At 39.7% G+C, this 16,065-nt stretch carries 14 protein-coding genes; 10 read left to right on the top strand and 4 right to left on the bottom strand.

Annotation, left to right across the window (positions count from 1 at the left end):
• Positions 1 to 1,026, bottom strand: a complete 1,026-nt coding sequence (locus ATS75_RS04740) for a GGDEF domain-containing protein (protein ID WP_058559281.1) — start codon at positions 1,024 to 1,026, stop codon at positions 1 to 3.
• Positions 1,027 to 1,180: 154 nt separating this feature from the next.
• Positions 1,181 to 1,609 carry an Lrp/AsnC family transcriptional regulator gene (locus tag ATS75_RS04735; RefSeq protein ID WP_058559280.1) on the bottom strand — a complete coding sequence of 143 codons (429 nt, stop codon included), beginning with the start codon at positions 1,607 to 1,609 and terminating at the stop codon, positions 1,181 to 1,183.
• A gap of 188 nt (positions 1,610 to 1,797) precedes the next feature.
• On the opposite strand from ATS75_RS04735, the gene ATS75_RS04730 reads away from it, so the two are divergent.
• The 9 genes from ATS75_RS04730 (at position 1,798) to ATS75_RS04690 (ending at position 11,444) form a co-directional block, all read left to right on the top strand.
• Complete coding sequence (locus tag ATS75_RS04730) at positions 1,798 to 3,003, top strand: aspartate aminotransferase family protein (protein ID WP_058559279.1); 1,206 nt, start codon at positions 1,798 to 1,800, stop codon at positions 3,001 to 3,003.
• 44 nt (positions 3,004 to 3,047) lie between these two features.
• Complete coding sequence (astA, locus tag ATS75_RS04725; protein ID WP_058559278.1) at positions 3,048 to 4,082, top strand: arginine N-succinyltransferase; 1,035 nt, start codon at positions 3,048 to 3,050, stop codon at positions 4,080 to 4,082.
• A gap of 16 nt (positions 4,083 to 4,098) precedes the next feature.
• On the top strand, positions 4,099 to 5,580 hold the full coding sequence (gene astD, locus ATS75_RS04720; RefSeq protein WP_058559277.1) for a succinylglutamate-semialdehyde dehydrogenase: 1,482 nt from the start codon (positions 4,099 to 4,101) through the stop codon (positions 5,578 to 5,580).
• A 37-nt stretch (positions 5,581 to 5,617) separates the two neighbouring features.
• Positions 5,618 to 6,421 (top strand): DUF1338 domain-containing protein, encoded by an 804-nt coding sequence (locus tag ATS75_RS04715; protein ID WP_058559276.1) that lies wholly within the window; start codon positions 5,618 to 5,620, stop codon positions 6,419 to 6,421.
• Positions 6,422 to 7,232: 811 nt separating this feature from the next.
• Positions 7,233 to 7,490 (top strand): DUF3081 domain-containing protein, encoded by a 258-nt coding sequence (locus tag ATS75_RS04710; RefSeq protein ID WP_058559275.1) that lies wholly within the window; start codon positions 7,233 to 7,235, stop codon positions 7,488 to 7,490.
• 8 nt (positions 7,491 to 7,498) lie between these two features.
• Positions 7,499 to 7,798: a hypothetical protein gene (locus tag ATS75_RS04705; RefSeq protein WP_058559274.1), complete on the top strand. Its 300-nt coding sequence runs from the start codon at positions 7,499 to 7,501 to the stop codon at positions 7,796 to 7,798.
• 103 nt (positions 7,799 to 7,901) lie between these two features.
• A complete protein-coding gene (locus ATS75_RS04700; protein WP_058559273.1) occupies positions 7,902 to 9,500 on the top strand; it encodes an AbgT family transporter in 1,599 nt (532 codons plus the stop codon).
• 104 nt (positions 9,501 to 9,604) lie between these two features.
• Positions 9,605 to 10,573 (top strand): Solitary outer membrane autotransporter beta-barrel domain, encoded by a 969-nt coding sequence (locus ATS75_RS04695; protein WP_082665403.1) that lies wholly within the window; start codon positions 9,605 to 9,607, stop codon positions 10,571 to 10,573.
• 82 nt (positions 10,574 to 10,655) lie between these two features.
• On the top strand, positions 10,656 to 11,444 hold the full coding sequence (locus ATS75_RS04690) for a hypothetical protein (protein ID WP_058559271.1): 789 nt from the start codon (positions 10,656 to 10,658) through the stop codon (positions 11,442 to 11,444).
• A gap of 85 nt (positions 11,445 to 11,529) precedes the next feature.
• On the opposite strand, the gene ATS75_RS04685 is transcribed toward ATS75_RS04690, so the two are convergent.
• Both ATS75_RS04685 and fdxA read right to left on the bottom strand, forming a co-directional pair.
• The gene (locus tag ATS75_RS04685) at positions 11,530 to 13,761 is read right to left on the bottom strand and encodes a carbohydrate binding family 9 domain-containing protein (protein WP_058559270.1); all 2,232 of its coding nucleotides are present in this window, start codon (positions 13,759 to 13,761) and stop codon (positions 11,530 to 11,532) included.
• Between the two features lie 141 nt (positions 13,762 to 13,902).
• Positions 13,903 to 14,226 carry a ferredoxin FdxA gene (fdxA, locus tag ATS75_RS04680; RefSeq protein WP_058559269.1) on the bottom strand — a complete coding sequence of 108 codons (324 nt, stop codon included), beginning with the start codon at positions 14,224 to 14,226 and terminating at the stop codon, positions 13,903 to 13,905.
• A 167-nt stretch (positions 14,227 to 14,393) separates the two neighbouring features.
• On the opposite strand from fdxA, the gene ATS75_RS04675 reads away from it, so the two are divergent.
• Positions 14,394 to 16,004 (top strand): NAD(P)/FAD-dependent oxidoreductase, encoded by a 1,611-nt coding sequence (locus ATS75_RS04675; RefSeq protein ID WP_058559268.1) that lies wholly within the window; start codon positions 14,394 to 14,396, stop codon positions 16,002 to 16,004.
• Positions 16,005 to 16,065 lie beyond the last annotated feature (61 nt).

Raw genomic sequence — 16,065 nt, 5'->3', positions numbered from 1 at the left:
TTAAAATAAATCGATGTCGGAGTGAGTTTCTTTTGCATCTATTAAGTTTTTGCTTACCAATTCGTCATAAAAACACAATTGATCACGCCCATTACGTTTAGCATAATAAAGTGCTTTGTCCGCATTCTCTATAACAGAGATTGGAAAGTCATATGGGCTGATTCTTGATAAACCAATACTTAACGATAAGCTTGACACAAATGGAAACTTGGTTTGTCTCACTAAGTCCAAAAAGGTATTTAATTTTGCTTCAATAAACTTAAAGTTTGTTGGTTCAAATACTAAAACAAATTCCTCGCCGCCAAAGCGGAATATTAAATCTGTTGACCTAAAATAGCTTTTCATCTTTTGCGCTAACAATAATAAAACTTCGTCACCACACACGTGACCATACTGATCATTAACTTGTTTAAAATGGTCAATATCAACAATTGCCAGCCAAGAAGATGAACCAGAGTGTTTACAGCGCTTTTCATCCGTTTTAATTACTTGATGCTGTTTTGCCATTTGCTTTTCAATCAGTAACTTTAATTTCTTATCAAACGTTTGGCGATTAAGCAAACCTGTCAGCTTATCAGTTTCGCTTTCATGTAAAATTGATAAGTAATTTTCAAAAATGCGGCAAAAAGCGTTCAGTAACACTTGCTCTTCACTTTCTAGGTGTTCAGATAAAATTGCTATAACAGCAACAGGCTTATCATGAACACAGATAGGGAGCCATCGTCGCTCTTTGTTATCTCCCGATTTAACGGTGATAATACATGATGAAGTAATGCAAGAAACCAATTCAGTATCAGGGCGTTCAATTACATCTTTATCTTGCCAAATAAAATCGTTCTGGGATAAAAACTTTAAAGAAGCGCTTCGTTCAATCCTCAGTTCACCCGCTATTTCTAAATCTTTATAAATCGATATCTCTTCGCATTTCACAAACTCTTGAATCGTTGAAATTATCGTATACTCAAGTGAGTCTACATCTCTGTTCTTAGTTATCTTGATAATAGAATTTAGTAAACCGACTTGCATAAGCCCTCAAAAGTCAAACCTTTGTGTGATAGCACAATTTGACACTAATAATTAAGCTTTTAATATAACTGAGTGTAGTTCTTATAAAAGCAATTTTCATTAAATTGTTATAGTTAGTTGGAATAATCAATATACTGATTCACTTTCTATTACGCTAGCGATTAAACTTAGTTTCTAATATAACGGATGATGTTGTGCGCTCAACACCGTCTAAATTACCAATATCATCAAGTAAATGACTTAACTTTTCCAAGTTTTGTGCTTGTACAACTGCAATTAAATCAAATTCACCACTTATGGCATATAACTGTGAAATAGCGTCAATTTGCTTAAGCTCTATATTTGTTTTAGTTGTTAATTTTTGCTTTACCTTAATCGATACATGGGCAGCGACCATCGAATTAAGGTAGGCCTCACCATAATCTACGCTATATCCTTTTATTACCCCTGTCTCTTCTAGCTTAAGCATCCTACTTTGAACAGTTGAGCGGGACAAATTCAGTGCCCTAGCCAAATCAGAAATACTCGCTCGAGCATTTGTTCTTAAAATAGAAAGTAGCTTTTCATCTTGCTTACCTACCATATTGACAACCTACTTCGTTAATTTGTTTTTTATTATAGTCAAATTCTACAATTTAGCACTGCAAATTTCACAAGGGAAACTAGATAATAGGTATTAAAATACACTGCTGCTTCTTGCAGCAACATGCAATTTAGATAAACGTGTATTCGTTTTATTCATTTTCTTATTCGCTATTTAAGGTGCGTCAAATGCAAGTTACCCGAGATTTATTCAACGATGTTATGGTTCCAAATTATAATCCTTCAGCTGTCATCCCTGTTCGCGGTGAAGGCTCTCGTGTATGGGATCAAACAGGCAAAGAGTTCATTGATTTTGCAGGTGGCATAGCGGTTAATTGTCTGGGACACTGCCACCCAGCACTCGTTAATGCGCTTAAAGAACAAGGCGAAAAAATTTGGCACTTATCAAATGTAATGACCAATGAGCCAGCATTGCGTTTAGCTAAAAAAATGACCGACGCTACATTTGCAGATAAAGTTTATTTCGCCAACTCAGGCGCAGAAGCAAATGAAGCAGCGCTTAAACTAGCTCGTCGTTTTGCACTAGATGTCCATGGCGAAGACAAAACACAAATTATTGCATTTAATAAAGGCTTCCATGGCCGTACTTTCTTTACAGTCACAGTGGGTGGTCAAGCTGCCTACTCAGATGGTTTTGGCCCCAAGCCTGAGGCTATCGATCATTGTGATTATAATGACCTAGACACCTTTGAAAAACTGATCAGCGATAAAACGTGTGCCGTTATGATGGAGCCCCTCCAAGGTGAAGGCGGTATCATTTCGCCAACCAATGAATTTATCAAAGGTGTTCGCGATCTGTGCGATAAGCACAACGCATTGCTGATATTTGATGAAGTACAAACAGGTGTTGGCCGTACAGGTTCATTGTATGCTTATCAAGGTTTAGGTATTACACCTGATATTTTAACAACAGCAAAGGCATTGGGGGGGGGTTTTCCAATTGGCGCTATGATCACGACCTCTGCTATTGCAGCTCACCTTAAGATTGGCACGCACGGCTCTACCTATGGTGGTAACCCACTAGCGTGCGCAGTAGCAGAAGCGGCATTCGACACCGTTAATACAGACTCAGTTTTAGCGGGTGTAAAAGAGCGTGAGCAATTATTTAGAGATGGATTTGCCGCTATCAATGAAAAATACGATGTATTTAGTGAAATCCGTGGTAAAGGGCTACTTTTAGGTGCAGTACTCAATAGTAAATTTGAAGGACGCGCGCGCGACTTTTTAATCGCCAGTACTGAACATGGTCTTATGAGTTTGGTAGCAGGCACCAATGTCATTCGCTTCACCCCATCATTAGTCATCCCGCTTGAAGACATAAAAGAGGGGCTATCACGCTTTGAAAAAGCGGTTGCTGATGTAGTAAACGGTTAATTTTATTTAGCGCTCTTTAGGGAGCGCTAATGGAGTTTTTATAAATGCATGTATTACGCCCAATTAATGCCAATGATTTTGATGCGTTAAAGCAGATCGCCATCGAATCAGGCCATGGCTTCACATCGCTCCCAGTTGACGATACATTGTTGCTTGAAAAAATTACTCGCGCAGAAAGCAGTTTTTCAAAAGACATAAGCCAACCGGTTGATGAAAGTTATTTATTTGTACTGGAAGACAGTGACACAGGTGCAGTCATTGGTACAACCGCAATTGAAGCCGCAGTGGGTCTTAATGTTCCTTTGTATCATTACCATTTAGGTAAAACAGTGCATCATTCACCTACTTTGAAAGTCTACAACACAGTAGATATTCTCAGCATGTGCAATGACTACACCGGCTGCTCTGAAATCTGCACATTATTCTTGCGTGAAGATAGCCGAAAAGGACTCGCAGGGCGTTTCTTATCACGCTCTCGTTTTCTATTTATGGCACAACACAGTGAACGTTTTGCCGATACCATCATTGCAGAAATGCGTGGGGTCAGTGATGAAGATGGGCACTCTCCTTTTTGGCAATGGCTAGAAGAGCACTTTTTCAGTATCGAATTTCCAAAAGCAGACCACTTAGTCGGCCTGGGTGATAAGGTTTTTATCAGCGAGTTAATGCCTAAATACCCTATCTATGCAAACTTACTAAGTAAAAAAGCGCAAAACGTGATTGGCAAGGTCCATGAGAAAACGAAACCTGCTCTTAAATTATTAGAAAAAGAAGGGTTTGAACACAGAGGTTATGTTGATCTATTCGATGCAGGCCCTACGGTAGAAGCAAAGCTGGGGAATATCCGCAGCGTAAGAGATTCGATAGTGTGCCCAATTTCAATTGGCGAACTTGATTATGTTGATGAACAAAGTTCCGATACTTTAGCAATTTGTAATCAAGGCGTGGCGGATTTCAGAGCCACGTTTACAAAACACGCTCACTACAATCATGCCAAGCACACATTAATTGTGAGTAAAGACGTTGCACATGCCCTAAAATTAAAACAAGGCGACGCAGCGAGATTTTTTCGCCTATAAACAAAGTAGGAATTTTATGAGTCTTGAATCTCAGACAATCCAATTAATAAATAATCAATGGCAAACAGGCCTTGGTAAAAGCTTTCACTCAGTAAACCCAAGTAACGGTGAAATACTGTGGCAAGGCTTAAGTGCAAGCCCAGAGCAAGTCGATAGCGCAATTAAAGCCGCGCGCAGCGCACAAATAAGCTGGGCTGATACCTCCCTTGCTGAGCGTATTGACATACTTGAAAATTTCGCGGGTTTACTCAAAGAACACACCGAAGAACTGGCTACCATTATTGCTAAAGAAACAGGCAAACCAATTTGGGAAACACGCACTGAAGTCGGTGCCATGACGGGTAAAGTAGCTATTTCTGTCAAAGCCTACAATGAGCGAACAGGGACTACCGAAAACCCTATGCCTGGTGCTAAAGCCTTTATTCGCCATAAACCTCATGGTGTTGTGGCAATATTTGGCCCGTACAACTTCCCTGGTCATTTACCTAATGGCCATATTGTACCGGCAATTTTAGCTGGCAACACCGTGGTATTTAAGCCCTCTGAACTCACCCCTTACGTTGCTCAATTCACGCTTGAATTATGGCTAAAAGCGGGGTTACCCGCTGGCGTAATCAATTTAGTTCAAGGTGAAGTCGAAACAGGTAAAGCCCTTGCAAGTCATCAAGACATTGATGGGTTGTTTTTTACCGGCAGTTCAAACACCGGACACCTATTGCATAAACAGTTTGCAGGCCACCCTGGTAAAATTCTCGCACTCGAGATGGGGGGGAATAACCCACTAATCGTTAAAGATGTTGCTGATATTAATGCCGCTGTGCACGATATTATTCAATCAGGTTTCATTACATCTGGTCAGCGCTGTACATGTGCACGCCGATTATTCATTGAAAATGGACCTAATGGGGATGCTATTTTAGCTAAACTTATCAGCGCAACCAAAGACATTCTTGTTGCTGACAGTTTTGCACAGCCCCAACCATTTATGGGTGCAATGATCAGCGAACAAGCTGCTTTAGGTATGGTTTCTGCGCAGCAAGCCTTAATTGATTTAGGTGCAACTACACTAGTTGAATTAAAGCATTTGCAAGTAGGCACAGGGTTTGTTAGCCCAGGTATTATTGATGTAACCCACATTGCTGAAATGCCTGACGAAGAACATTTTGGCCCGCTGATAAAAGTCTACCGTTATGATGATTTTGACAACGCGATTACACAAGCGAACAACACCTCTTTTGGTTTATCTGCTGGCTTATTAAGCGACTCTGAGACTGATTATCAATACTTTTTAAAACGAATACGTGCCGGTATTGTTAACTGGAACCGACCTATCACTGGGGCTTCCAGTGCTGCGCCTTTTGGCGGTATAGGCGCAAGTGGTAACCACAGAGCCAGTGCTTATTATGCTGCAGATTATTGTGCTTACCCCGTTGCATCAGTGGAAGCCGAACACGTTAATTTACCTTCTACCCTTGCACCGGGCTTAATCATCGAATAACTAGCAGACGCTATTGTCAAAAATTTAAGGAATTAAAATGCACACAAACGTAAACACATTATTTGAACACTTATGGCAAAATTACTTAGCTGTTACTCCATCAGCTGTAAAAGTTCATGAGTTACTGGGCTCGACCCAAAAAGATGACATCCTAAATGATCATATTGCACTGCGTACTTTCAACCATGAAAAAATTGGTCTTGAGAAACTAGCAGCTCATTTTTTAGCAATTGGATATAAAGAATGTGGCGAGTACCATTTTGAAGCAAAAAAACTCTATGCAAAGCACTATGAGCATCCAGACACCACGCAACCAAAAGTATTTATCTCTGAGTTACTTGTTGAAAAGTGTTCTGATGAACTTCAAGAAATTGTCAATCAAATGGTTGATAGCATTGATGAAAATGCAGTAACGGCTGATAACTTCTTATATTCAGGCACCCACTGGCAAGTGACGTCAGACACCTACAAAAAGCTGTTGGCTGAAAGTGAATACGCCGCATGGATGTCAGCGTGGGGCTACCGTGCTAATCACTTCACAGTAAGCATCAATGAACTCGCACAGTTTGATAATATTGATGCGGTAAACAAAGCACTCAAAGACGCAGGCTTTGCGTTAAATACATCGGGCGGTGAGGTAAAAGGATCACCTGAAGTATTGCTTGAGCAATCTTCAACACTTGCTGACGATTTTAACGTTGAATTCAGCGATATTACAATGAGTGTACCTAGCTGCTTTTATGAGTTTGCACTTCGTTATAACAAACCAGATGGTGAACTCTATACAGGTTTCGTTGCCGCGTCTGCAGATAAGATATTTGAAAGCACGAATGCGCGTTAATACACCACGTCAATAAATAGTGCCATAAAAAACCTCTCTAATTCAGTGAGGTTTTTTATTTTAAACCACGCCAATAAACCTTAATTAGGGTCTGTTGACCTTTTAAGGTTGAATTTGCAACTGCCTGTTTAGTCTTTAGGCAGGCTGCACCTATATGGCGAGGTTATTCACTGCAAATAGGTGATAGTGCAGCATCAAAGCCAAACAGGCACGAGCAGGACGCGGAAGCTTTGCTCTGTTTTACTTAGCCCACTCGGTTACAGACCTCGCCCCGCGATTAAATTGCCCCTAGCTTGAAAAAATTTCACTCAGAAAAGGTCAACAGACCCTAAATGGTGCTTTTAAAATAAGGCCTATAGTCATTCTCCAATTACTCAAAGACAATTCACCCATAAAGCGACTAATATAAGCCACATTACGATACCCGTTAATTCTTTGAAGTATGGTGGCTAACGTAAAGGGGCTCATTCACGCCCAAATTTTTCCATTATGCAAAAGACACTGTTAAATTTATAATTCGAGCATATACTCAAGCCACCCCAAGGTGCAGAAATCAGTGTTTCACAGGGGCTTAATATCATGGCGTTAGGTAGTCCCTTTAAAAAAACAACGATGAGAGTAAATTCCTGTGACACGCCCAATAGAGTAGCATGAGTTTAGATTGATTTTATTAAATTCAAATTTATAGTGAGTACTCTGAGCAATCTATTCTAAGCACAGTAACGTTTAGTTTCACCTTAACGTACCGACAATTTAGCCTTTTTTAATCCAAATTAACGCCTTAAACGTATAGATGATAAAAGGAGACATTATGAAAAACGAAATTGACGGTAAACAAATTCTAGCTGTGTATGAACAAATAATTCAACATGGTGAAGCCACACAAGATGGCAAGTTCTTTATGGGGTTAACTGCTTTTTCAGATATTGATGGGTACACTATTTACCTCAAAGGCAGTGGCGTGTTACTTCGTTTTGGTTTTCACAACACCTACCACCTAGATTATGAGCATGATAAGCACAAAGACGATTTTCTTAAAAAAATTTCTAATATACTGGCTGATCTTTAGGAGGCTATGTGCGTAGGGTACAACGCAATCAACGGGCTAGTTCACGTCGGCATTCTAATTTTATACATCAAGTTATTGAGAATTTGAAAGCCGACCCACGAAAACTTGATACCATTCGCCGAAACCTCGATGAGTATAGGCAGCAGCAATTTTTAAAACGTGGTTTTTTGTTAGCAATAGAAAGGTTTGATTGGGTATTTGAAGCAACCAATGATGTTGACCAGATTTGCGAACAAATTATGGCTGATGATTATATAGGCAACAGGCTAAGGCGCTACCCACTTTTATTCAAAGGTGTGGTCAATTAAATACACATTCAACGTATCTAACCAGTAAGCTGTCGTTTATAGGTGATACAGTGCTCTAAAAATGGTAAATTGCGGCAATTTTTATAATTTTGAGTAATTTGCTATGTCTAAAGCAGTCGACACTGCAAACTCAACGGGGGCAGAAAAACAATCGGGTTTATTTAACCGATTTTTGGCCACAGTTGAGTTTTTGGGGAACATGTTGCCCCACCCTATCACTTTATTTGCGATGTTTTGTGTCGCGATAATCGTTTTCAGCGGTATCGCCGATTGGTTTGGTCTAAGTGCCATAGATCCGCGTCCCGTTGGTTCTGCTGGCCGTGATCCAGATGGTGTTATTGAAGTTGTTAGCTTATTAAGTGCCGAAGGCCTTCAGCGTATCGTCACTGGCCTGGTAACAAACTTTACAAGTTTCGCCCCGCTTGGCACTGTATTAGTTGCGCTACTCGGCGTAAGTGTGGCTGAACACTCAGGTCTTTTATCTGCTGCTATGCGCGGCATGGTCATGGGCGCATCTAAACGTTTAGTTACATTCATGGTTGTATTTGCCGCTATTTTATCAAATACCGCCTCTGAACTTGGTTATGTCGTACTAATACCACTAGCTGCCATGATTTTCCACAGCCTTGGCCGTCATCCTCTTGCAGGCTTAGCCGCCGCATTTGCAGGTGTCTCGGGTGGGTATAGTGCAAACTTATTACTAGGAACAATCGATCCACTGCTTGCTGGTATAACCACCCCTGCTGCACAAATGATTGATCCGAATTACCAAGTAGGTGCTGAAGCCAACTGGTATTTTATGATGATTTCAGTACTGCTTATTGCACTACTAGGTACTTTTGTTACTGAGAAAATTGTTGAACCACGATTAGGTAAATATAACCCGGATGATGCCAGTGCAGATTTAGCTGAAAATAATATCGAAGGATTAACAACATTAGAAAAAACAGGCTTAAAATGGGCTGGTGTGTCTCTTCTTGTTGTATCTTTATTACTTGCATGGACTATCGTTCCCGCTGATGGCATTTTACGTAACCCTGAAACGGGGCTTGTTGCTCATTCCCCATTCTTAAAAGGGATTGTTGTTTTTATATTCGTTACTTTTGGTATCCCTGGTTTTGTTTATGGCCGAGTTGTTGGGACCATGAAAAATGATAAAGATGTGATTGATGCAATGAGTAAAAGCATGAGTTCAATGGGTATGTATATTGTACTTGTGTTTTTTGCCGCACAGTTTGTTGCATTTTTTAAATGGACAAACCTAGGTACTATTCTGGCGATTAATGGCGCAGCACTGTTACAAGCACTTAATTTAACCGGCCCAGAAGTGTTTGTATTGTTCATTTTCATGTGTGCACTTGTTAACTTAAGCCTTGGATCATCTTCTGCTCAGTGGGCCGTAACAGCTCCTATCTTTGTTCCTATGCTAATGTTAATTGGTTACGCCCCAGAGACTATTCAAGCGGCTTACCGAATTGGTGATTCAGTAACAAACTTAATTACGCCAATGATGAGTTACTTTGGCCTTATTCTCGCTGTGGCAACTAAATATAAGAAGGATATGGGTATCGGGACGCTTGTCGCTACAATGTTGCCTTACAGCATGTTCTTCTTTGTTGGTTGGGTTGCGTTATTTTACTTATGGGTATTTGTTTTAGGGTTACCTGTTGGCCCAGACTCCCCAATTTATTACACGCCTTAACATCAATAAAAGAATACCAGCCTAGGCTGGTATTCTTTTATTCTCACTTGTTTTATTGAGTTCACCTATTACACTTACTTCATTTAGACGTTACTCATTCTTATATGTATTTCTACCTGCTGATAACATTCTGTTTCCTCGCGCTTTTCTCAAATAACACGTCAGCAAACGCAAAGAATGATCTTGAATCTACCTTTGCTGCTTCTCTCATATTAACTAATGGCGACAGTATTTCGTTGGGGTATGGTAATTTTGATCCCGATACACTTATTGATCCTCATCATCACACCATTGATGAAACTGAAGCTTTAGCGTTGAGGAACCAACTTACGTTATATAGCATTCCCTATGATTTTAATTTTAATGACCCCATTCTTGGCTTCACAGCCTCATTTCATACTCAAGTGAGTGTCTTAGAACAAAAACACAATGTTGCTCTATTTGATAATCAAAAGACCGATGTAAACACTGATAAAATGCTAAACGCAACCGTGGGACTCAATATGGAGCAATTACTTAATTCAAATTGGCTTTATAGGGTACGTATTAATTCTCATTTAATGGATTACAACAATAATTACCTCTACAACAGCCAGCAAAGCAAACAACAATTAAAGCCGCTTGTGAATGGGACTTATACCAATATCAGTAGTCGCTCTGTCAATATAAACCCGAGTGCTTCATTAATTTATAAACACCCCAAAGCCTGGGGGTATTATGAATATACGCTAAAGTTTGAATATTATTATGGCTGGGCATTGTCACAACCTCACTCAATGAAGTCTGTTAACCCAGAAAGCTGGCAAATAAATAACGCTGTAAAAGCAAATTTTAACCTGTTTTCTTTTTTTAATTTTACACAATCATTTTATATTAAGGCGCAACGTGTTGACATTGGCGCAGATGCTGTTGCCCCACTTGATACAAGTCATTTTCACGAATATGGATTCGGCTTTTTATGGGATGTTTCACAGTGGACAGATTGGTTTGATAATGTCGGTGTAGGGATAAATATCCACAATGGTAGTGCCTTGGAGGGGGGGAGTATTGTTATTTACTTCAATGAAATTTAAAACGAGTTAGCTGTATTTATATTGTAAACAAGGGTTGTTACACTATGCCTTGCTAAACTTATTAATAAAATGGATTTTACTAATGAATAAATCACTCTTTCTGTTATGCCTAATATGTTCAAACGTCTTTGCCCTTGAGCTTCAAAAATACCCTATAGTGTTAGAGTCCCCTCTTGGTGAGCAAGTAACAATTATTGAAAATCACGATAAAACACAGGCTTTAGTTAAAGTCGTAGGCGTAAACCACCCCATTGATGAAGTCGTTTTTTTAACGGACTTGCTACCTCATGGCAGTATCCAAGCGTATAAATACACTTATGACGGCCAGCAGCGCGCGTTAGTGACCCGTGAGCAGGGTTATAGATGTTGCAGTTTTTCGTTGTATTTGCCAGATACAAACAAAGCAATCTATTTATCTGAATTAAAAGACAAACGCAACAAAGCGATCAGTGAAGACACTTATGCACAATACAAAATGCAATTAAACAAAGGCGTTCAAGCTCAACTTGCATTATTCAATAGAGCGCGCGCAATAGACAGCCTCACTTCGGCTTTGACTGACGCAGACGCAACGCTCGCCAAGCACTGCGGGCGAAAAATCACAACGAAAGTGAATTGGCATGAATTAGATAACAGTACCTTACAAACCTATGCTGTAGGCGCCTACTGTGCACAGGTAGCTAATGTATTAGGAAAACAGTGCCAAAATTCAGTACTTTTTAAAGCAAAAATTAAACCGTTTGAAAGCGTAGATTGTTCATTTAGTGATGAACTAAAGTTACGACATACACACAACACTATAAACTTTAAAACAGCGCCCAAAGAGCCAAATCAAATCCAATTTGTGGAAGCTTATTTTAGAAATTTGTAATCACTTTAATTAAAAAAACGAGCTTGGAAAGGCTCGTTTTTTAAGTTTTCATTAACAAGTAAGTTTTTGTAAGCTTAATTTATAATTAGAGCTGCCACGCATAGCTTAACTTAGTAAAGAATGTTCGTTGATCTCTCTCTAGGTTTTTTAGCGAGTCATCCTGAAAGCCTTTGTCCGAGTAACCAAGAAAAAACAGTGTCTGCGCATTAATTTTATACGAATACACAAGTTGGCTACCATACTCTTTATTTAACTGACTCACACTAAAATAATAAGCATCAGGATTTCTATCTATATCTTCAAACTGTAAGATCAGTTTAAGCATAGAGCGCATATTAAATTTATAATACACCCTTAAATCAGTTAAATTCGCTGTAAATACGTTTTCACCCTGAGGATTATCTAATCGGTTGTAGCTATGCTCAACTTGAACCTGCCAGTGATCATTTATATCCCAGGTCATTTCAGGCTCAATAATAAACTGGTCGCCTAGTTGCTCGTTACTGTAATCAGTTTTACTGCCAAACTCACTGTATAAGTTAAGCGTGATATCTTTCGTTGGTTTAAACCCGCCCCATACATAGCCTATGTTTTGGTTGTAAAAATTATCATAGTAATTCTCTTTGCGGTGGATAAAACCGAATTCTAAAAACGATTGCATTTGACCTTTTAAGAAAATATACCCTTCATATTCCTCTTCAAGTACAGTGCCATCTTGCGCCCACGTTTTATCCCAGTCTAAGTGATAAGAATATTCAGTAACCAGATCATTGGCATCCAAATACCATGATTGTCCGCCACCTACTAACGCTTTCTTATAATCAACTTTTGCTTGATAGCCTAAATCGGTTCGATAGTCTTCACCAATGTCTTCATAACTTGCAAATAATTTATAATCACGTTTTTCACGGGTAAACTCAACTTTATATGCTTGGTCAGACTGTTCATCCTTTAACCCATAAAAATCAACAAGATACTTTGAGTTACGACTCTCAGAGCTGGCTACTTGATAGAGCACGCTGTCGGTTTGATTAAACCAATAACTGCCATCAAGCGAAACCACGCTATTTTTGTAATTATCAGCTTCACGGTGTGTTGTGGTCAAACCTACTGTGCCTTTATCACCAATATCATATTGATAACGACCCACAGCAGATTTTGATTTTTCCGCTAAATTTGCAAAACCAGATCCCTGATTAGTAGGTAATAAAATACTGGTATTTTCATCATCCGCATACATAAATGCATAGCTATGGGCGTCTGACTTACCTGTTATTTTTGCGCCGATTTTCGGCTGTGCAATTGTGCGGGTATAAAGTAGCTCAAATAAGCTACTTTTAAAGTATGATGCACCATCAAGAAAAAATGGGCGCTTTTCAGCATAATAGATTGAATAAGTGGTATTTACGTCAAGCTCTAAACTATCGGCTTCTACTTGTGAGAAGTCAGGATTGATCGTTGCATTAATAACAGCATCTTGACTGATTCCCCAACGTAAATCTAATCCGGCTTCCGTTTCGATATCACCATTATTCCAATCCCCAGGCACAGTGTCTTTCACATCATGACGAAGAGCTGTCAGGGTGGGTGTTAACTGAATGTTTTTGCTTGGCTCCATCGCATTAAAACCGGTGATTTTGTCAAACTGGCAAAAGCTACACTTTACATCGCGGTCAAAGCCCACATTCGCTAATTGATACAGCACCTCGCGCGGGTAATTTCGCCACACGGCGATACTCCATGTCATGTCTGCTTTATTTTTGGGGAATCGCAGTGCAGTAAAAGGAATACGCATTTCAACTACATACCCTTCATCTGTAATTTGCCCAGCACTGTCCCAAATAGCATTCCAAGATGGGTCTTCACTCCAGCCATCAGTATCAGTCATACGCATATCACCTTGCGCACCTAATGGATTGACGTAAAATTCATACCCTGTTCTCTCATCATTAAAGGTATCGATCATCAGCGCAACGTTATCATCAGCCCATAGTGTGTCTCGGTCACGTAATGCAGCCCTGATTTTTTCTGGGTCATCATCATAGGCCATAAACGCGACATACAAATACTGTCCGTCTTCATATAAGTACGCATCTGTTTTTACCGGAGGAACCCCTTTTTCGTTAGGTTCATTTTGGTAAATTAAGGGGATCAGAGTGGCATTTTGCCAATGTGCTTCTGTAAGCTCTCCATCAAGGTCAATGGACTGCTCGATATGGGCCAAAGAAAAGTGTTGTTTTTGAGCTAGTGAATCCGTGCTAAAAAACACCACACAGATGATAGTAAATATTTTTATTATTAGATTTTTGTACTGCATAAACATCCATTTAGATTCGATTACTCAAAATAAGTAACTTAACGTGTGGATTGTAATTTAGTAAGGTACATTTGTTAACAATTTTATGGATAAAATGTTAAAAATAATGAAAAATGCGCAGGTGGAACTATAAAAACAAGATTAAGTCTCTATTAGCTTAAGCTTATTCTCAACGCCATTCCAGTTATCAGCGTCACTTGGTGCGGTCTTGACCTCAGTAATACGTGGCCAAATGAGTGCCAGCTCGGCGTTAAGTTCGGTAAACTCGATTTGATCTTTTGGGAGTTCATCTTCTTGGTATATTGCCTCAGCAGGGCATTCAGGCACACATAAACCACAGTCAATACAATCGATTGGGCTTATAGCAAGAAAATTAGGACCTTCATAGAATGCGTCAGCAGGACACACAGCCACACAGTCAGTGTATTTACATTTTATACAATTTTCTGTGACTACAAATGCCATAATACGCGAACCCAATAATTATCGAAATATAAGCGCAAGATCATACCCAACCACAGCAAAAATACAATAAATAATCACTGCCATCAGCGCTTAAATTAACGTAAAATACCCCGCAATTGTGAGCATAACGTTACCGTTATTGCTAAGACACCTAACAGAGATTAAATATGATACGTTTAACAGAAATAAAGCTTCCTCTTGATCATAATGAAGATGCCTTACACCATGCAATTATTAATAAACTCGGCATTGAAAAAGAGCATTTAAATAGCTTTAATGTCTTTAAACGTGGTTATGATGCTCGTAAAAAAACCGCCATACTACTTATATACACCCTTGATATCGATGTTGAAAATGAAGCTGCACTGCTCGAAAAGTTCAACAAAGACCAACATGTAAAACCAGCCCCTGACACACGCTATAAGTTTGTTGCTCACGCACCAGAAAATTTAAACCAGCGACCAGTCGTTATAGGATTTGGCCCATGTGGGTTATTTGCGGGTTTAGTCTTGGCGCAAATGGGCTTTAAACCCATAATATTAGAACGAGGTAAAGAAGTCCGTGAGCGTACAAAAGATACCTTTGGTTTTTGGCGTAAACGCACACTCAATACAGAATCAAATGTTCAGTTTGGTGAAGGTGGCGCAGGTACTTTTTCAGACGGTAAACTTTACAGCCAAGTTAAAGACCCAAAACATTATGGCCGTAAAGTTATTACAGAGTTTGTTGAAGCAGGTGCACCTGAAGAAATTATGTATGTCAGCAAGCCCCATATCGGAACATTTAAGTTAGTGACCATGATTGAAAAAATGCGTGCACGCATTGAAGAGCTTGGCGGTGAGATACGTTTTAGCACTCGCGTTGATGATATCTTACTCGATGAAGGCCAAGTGACAGGTTTAAAACTCTCTAATGGTGAGCAAATTGATACGCAGCATGTTGTACTTGCTGTAGGGCACAGTGCACGCGATACATTTAAAATGGTCCATGACAAAGGTATTTATGTTGAAGCGAAGCCGTTTTCTGTCGGGTTTAGAATCGAACACAAGCAATCAATGATTGACGAATGCCGTTTTGGTGACAATGCCGGTAATCCAATCTTAGGTGCTGCGGATTATAAACTTGTTCACCACTGTGATAATGGACGCACGGTTTATAGTTTTTGTATGTGCCCAGGTGGCACTGTGGTTGCTGCAACCTCAGAAGAAGGCCGCGTTGTAACTAATGGTATGAGTCAATACTCGCGTAATGAACGAAACGCAAACAGCGCAATCGTTGTTGGTATTTCGCCTGAAAAAGATTTCCCAGGTCATCCGCTGGCAGGCATTGATTTACAGCGTAAATTGGAAGAACAAGCCTATGAACTTGGTGGGAGCAGCTATGATGCTCCCGCGCAGTTAATTGGTGATTTCTTAAAAGGCAAAGATTCTAGTGATATCGGTGATGTTAAACCGTCTTATACTCCCGGCATTAAACTGACTGATTTAGGGAATGTTTTGCCTAAATTTGCTATTGAAGCGATTAGAGAAGCGATCCCCGCATTTAACAAAAAAATTCGCGGGTTTTCAACCAATGATGGCCTGTTAACCGGTGTTGAAACACGGACCTCTTCACCTATTTGTATCAAACGCGATAAAACGATGCAAAGTATTAATACGCAAGGGTTGTATCCAGCAGGGGAAGGTGCAGGTTATGCTGGCGGGATTCTATCTGCAGGTATTGATGGTATTAAAGCAGCCGAAGCACTTGCATTATCGATGCTTGAAAAGCATCGCTAAACTCACAACTAAAAAAATCATTGACTCAGTATGCTTGAGTCAATGTAGCGTAATAAAAAAG

The sequence above is a fragment of the Pseudoalteromonas sp. H105 genome (assembly GCF_001469215.1).
In the GTDB taxonomy this organism is placed as follows: domain Bacteria; phylum Pseudomonadota; class Gammaproteobacteria; order Enterobacterales; family Alteromonadaceae; genus Pseudoalteromonas.
The sequence above is the reverse complement of the archived record's forward strand: the minus strand, read 5'-3'. Positions and strand labels throughout refer to the sequence as shown.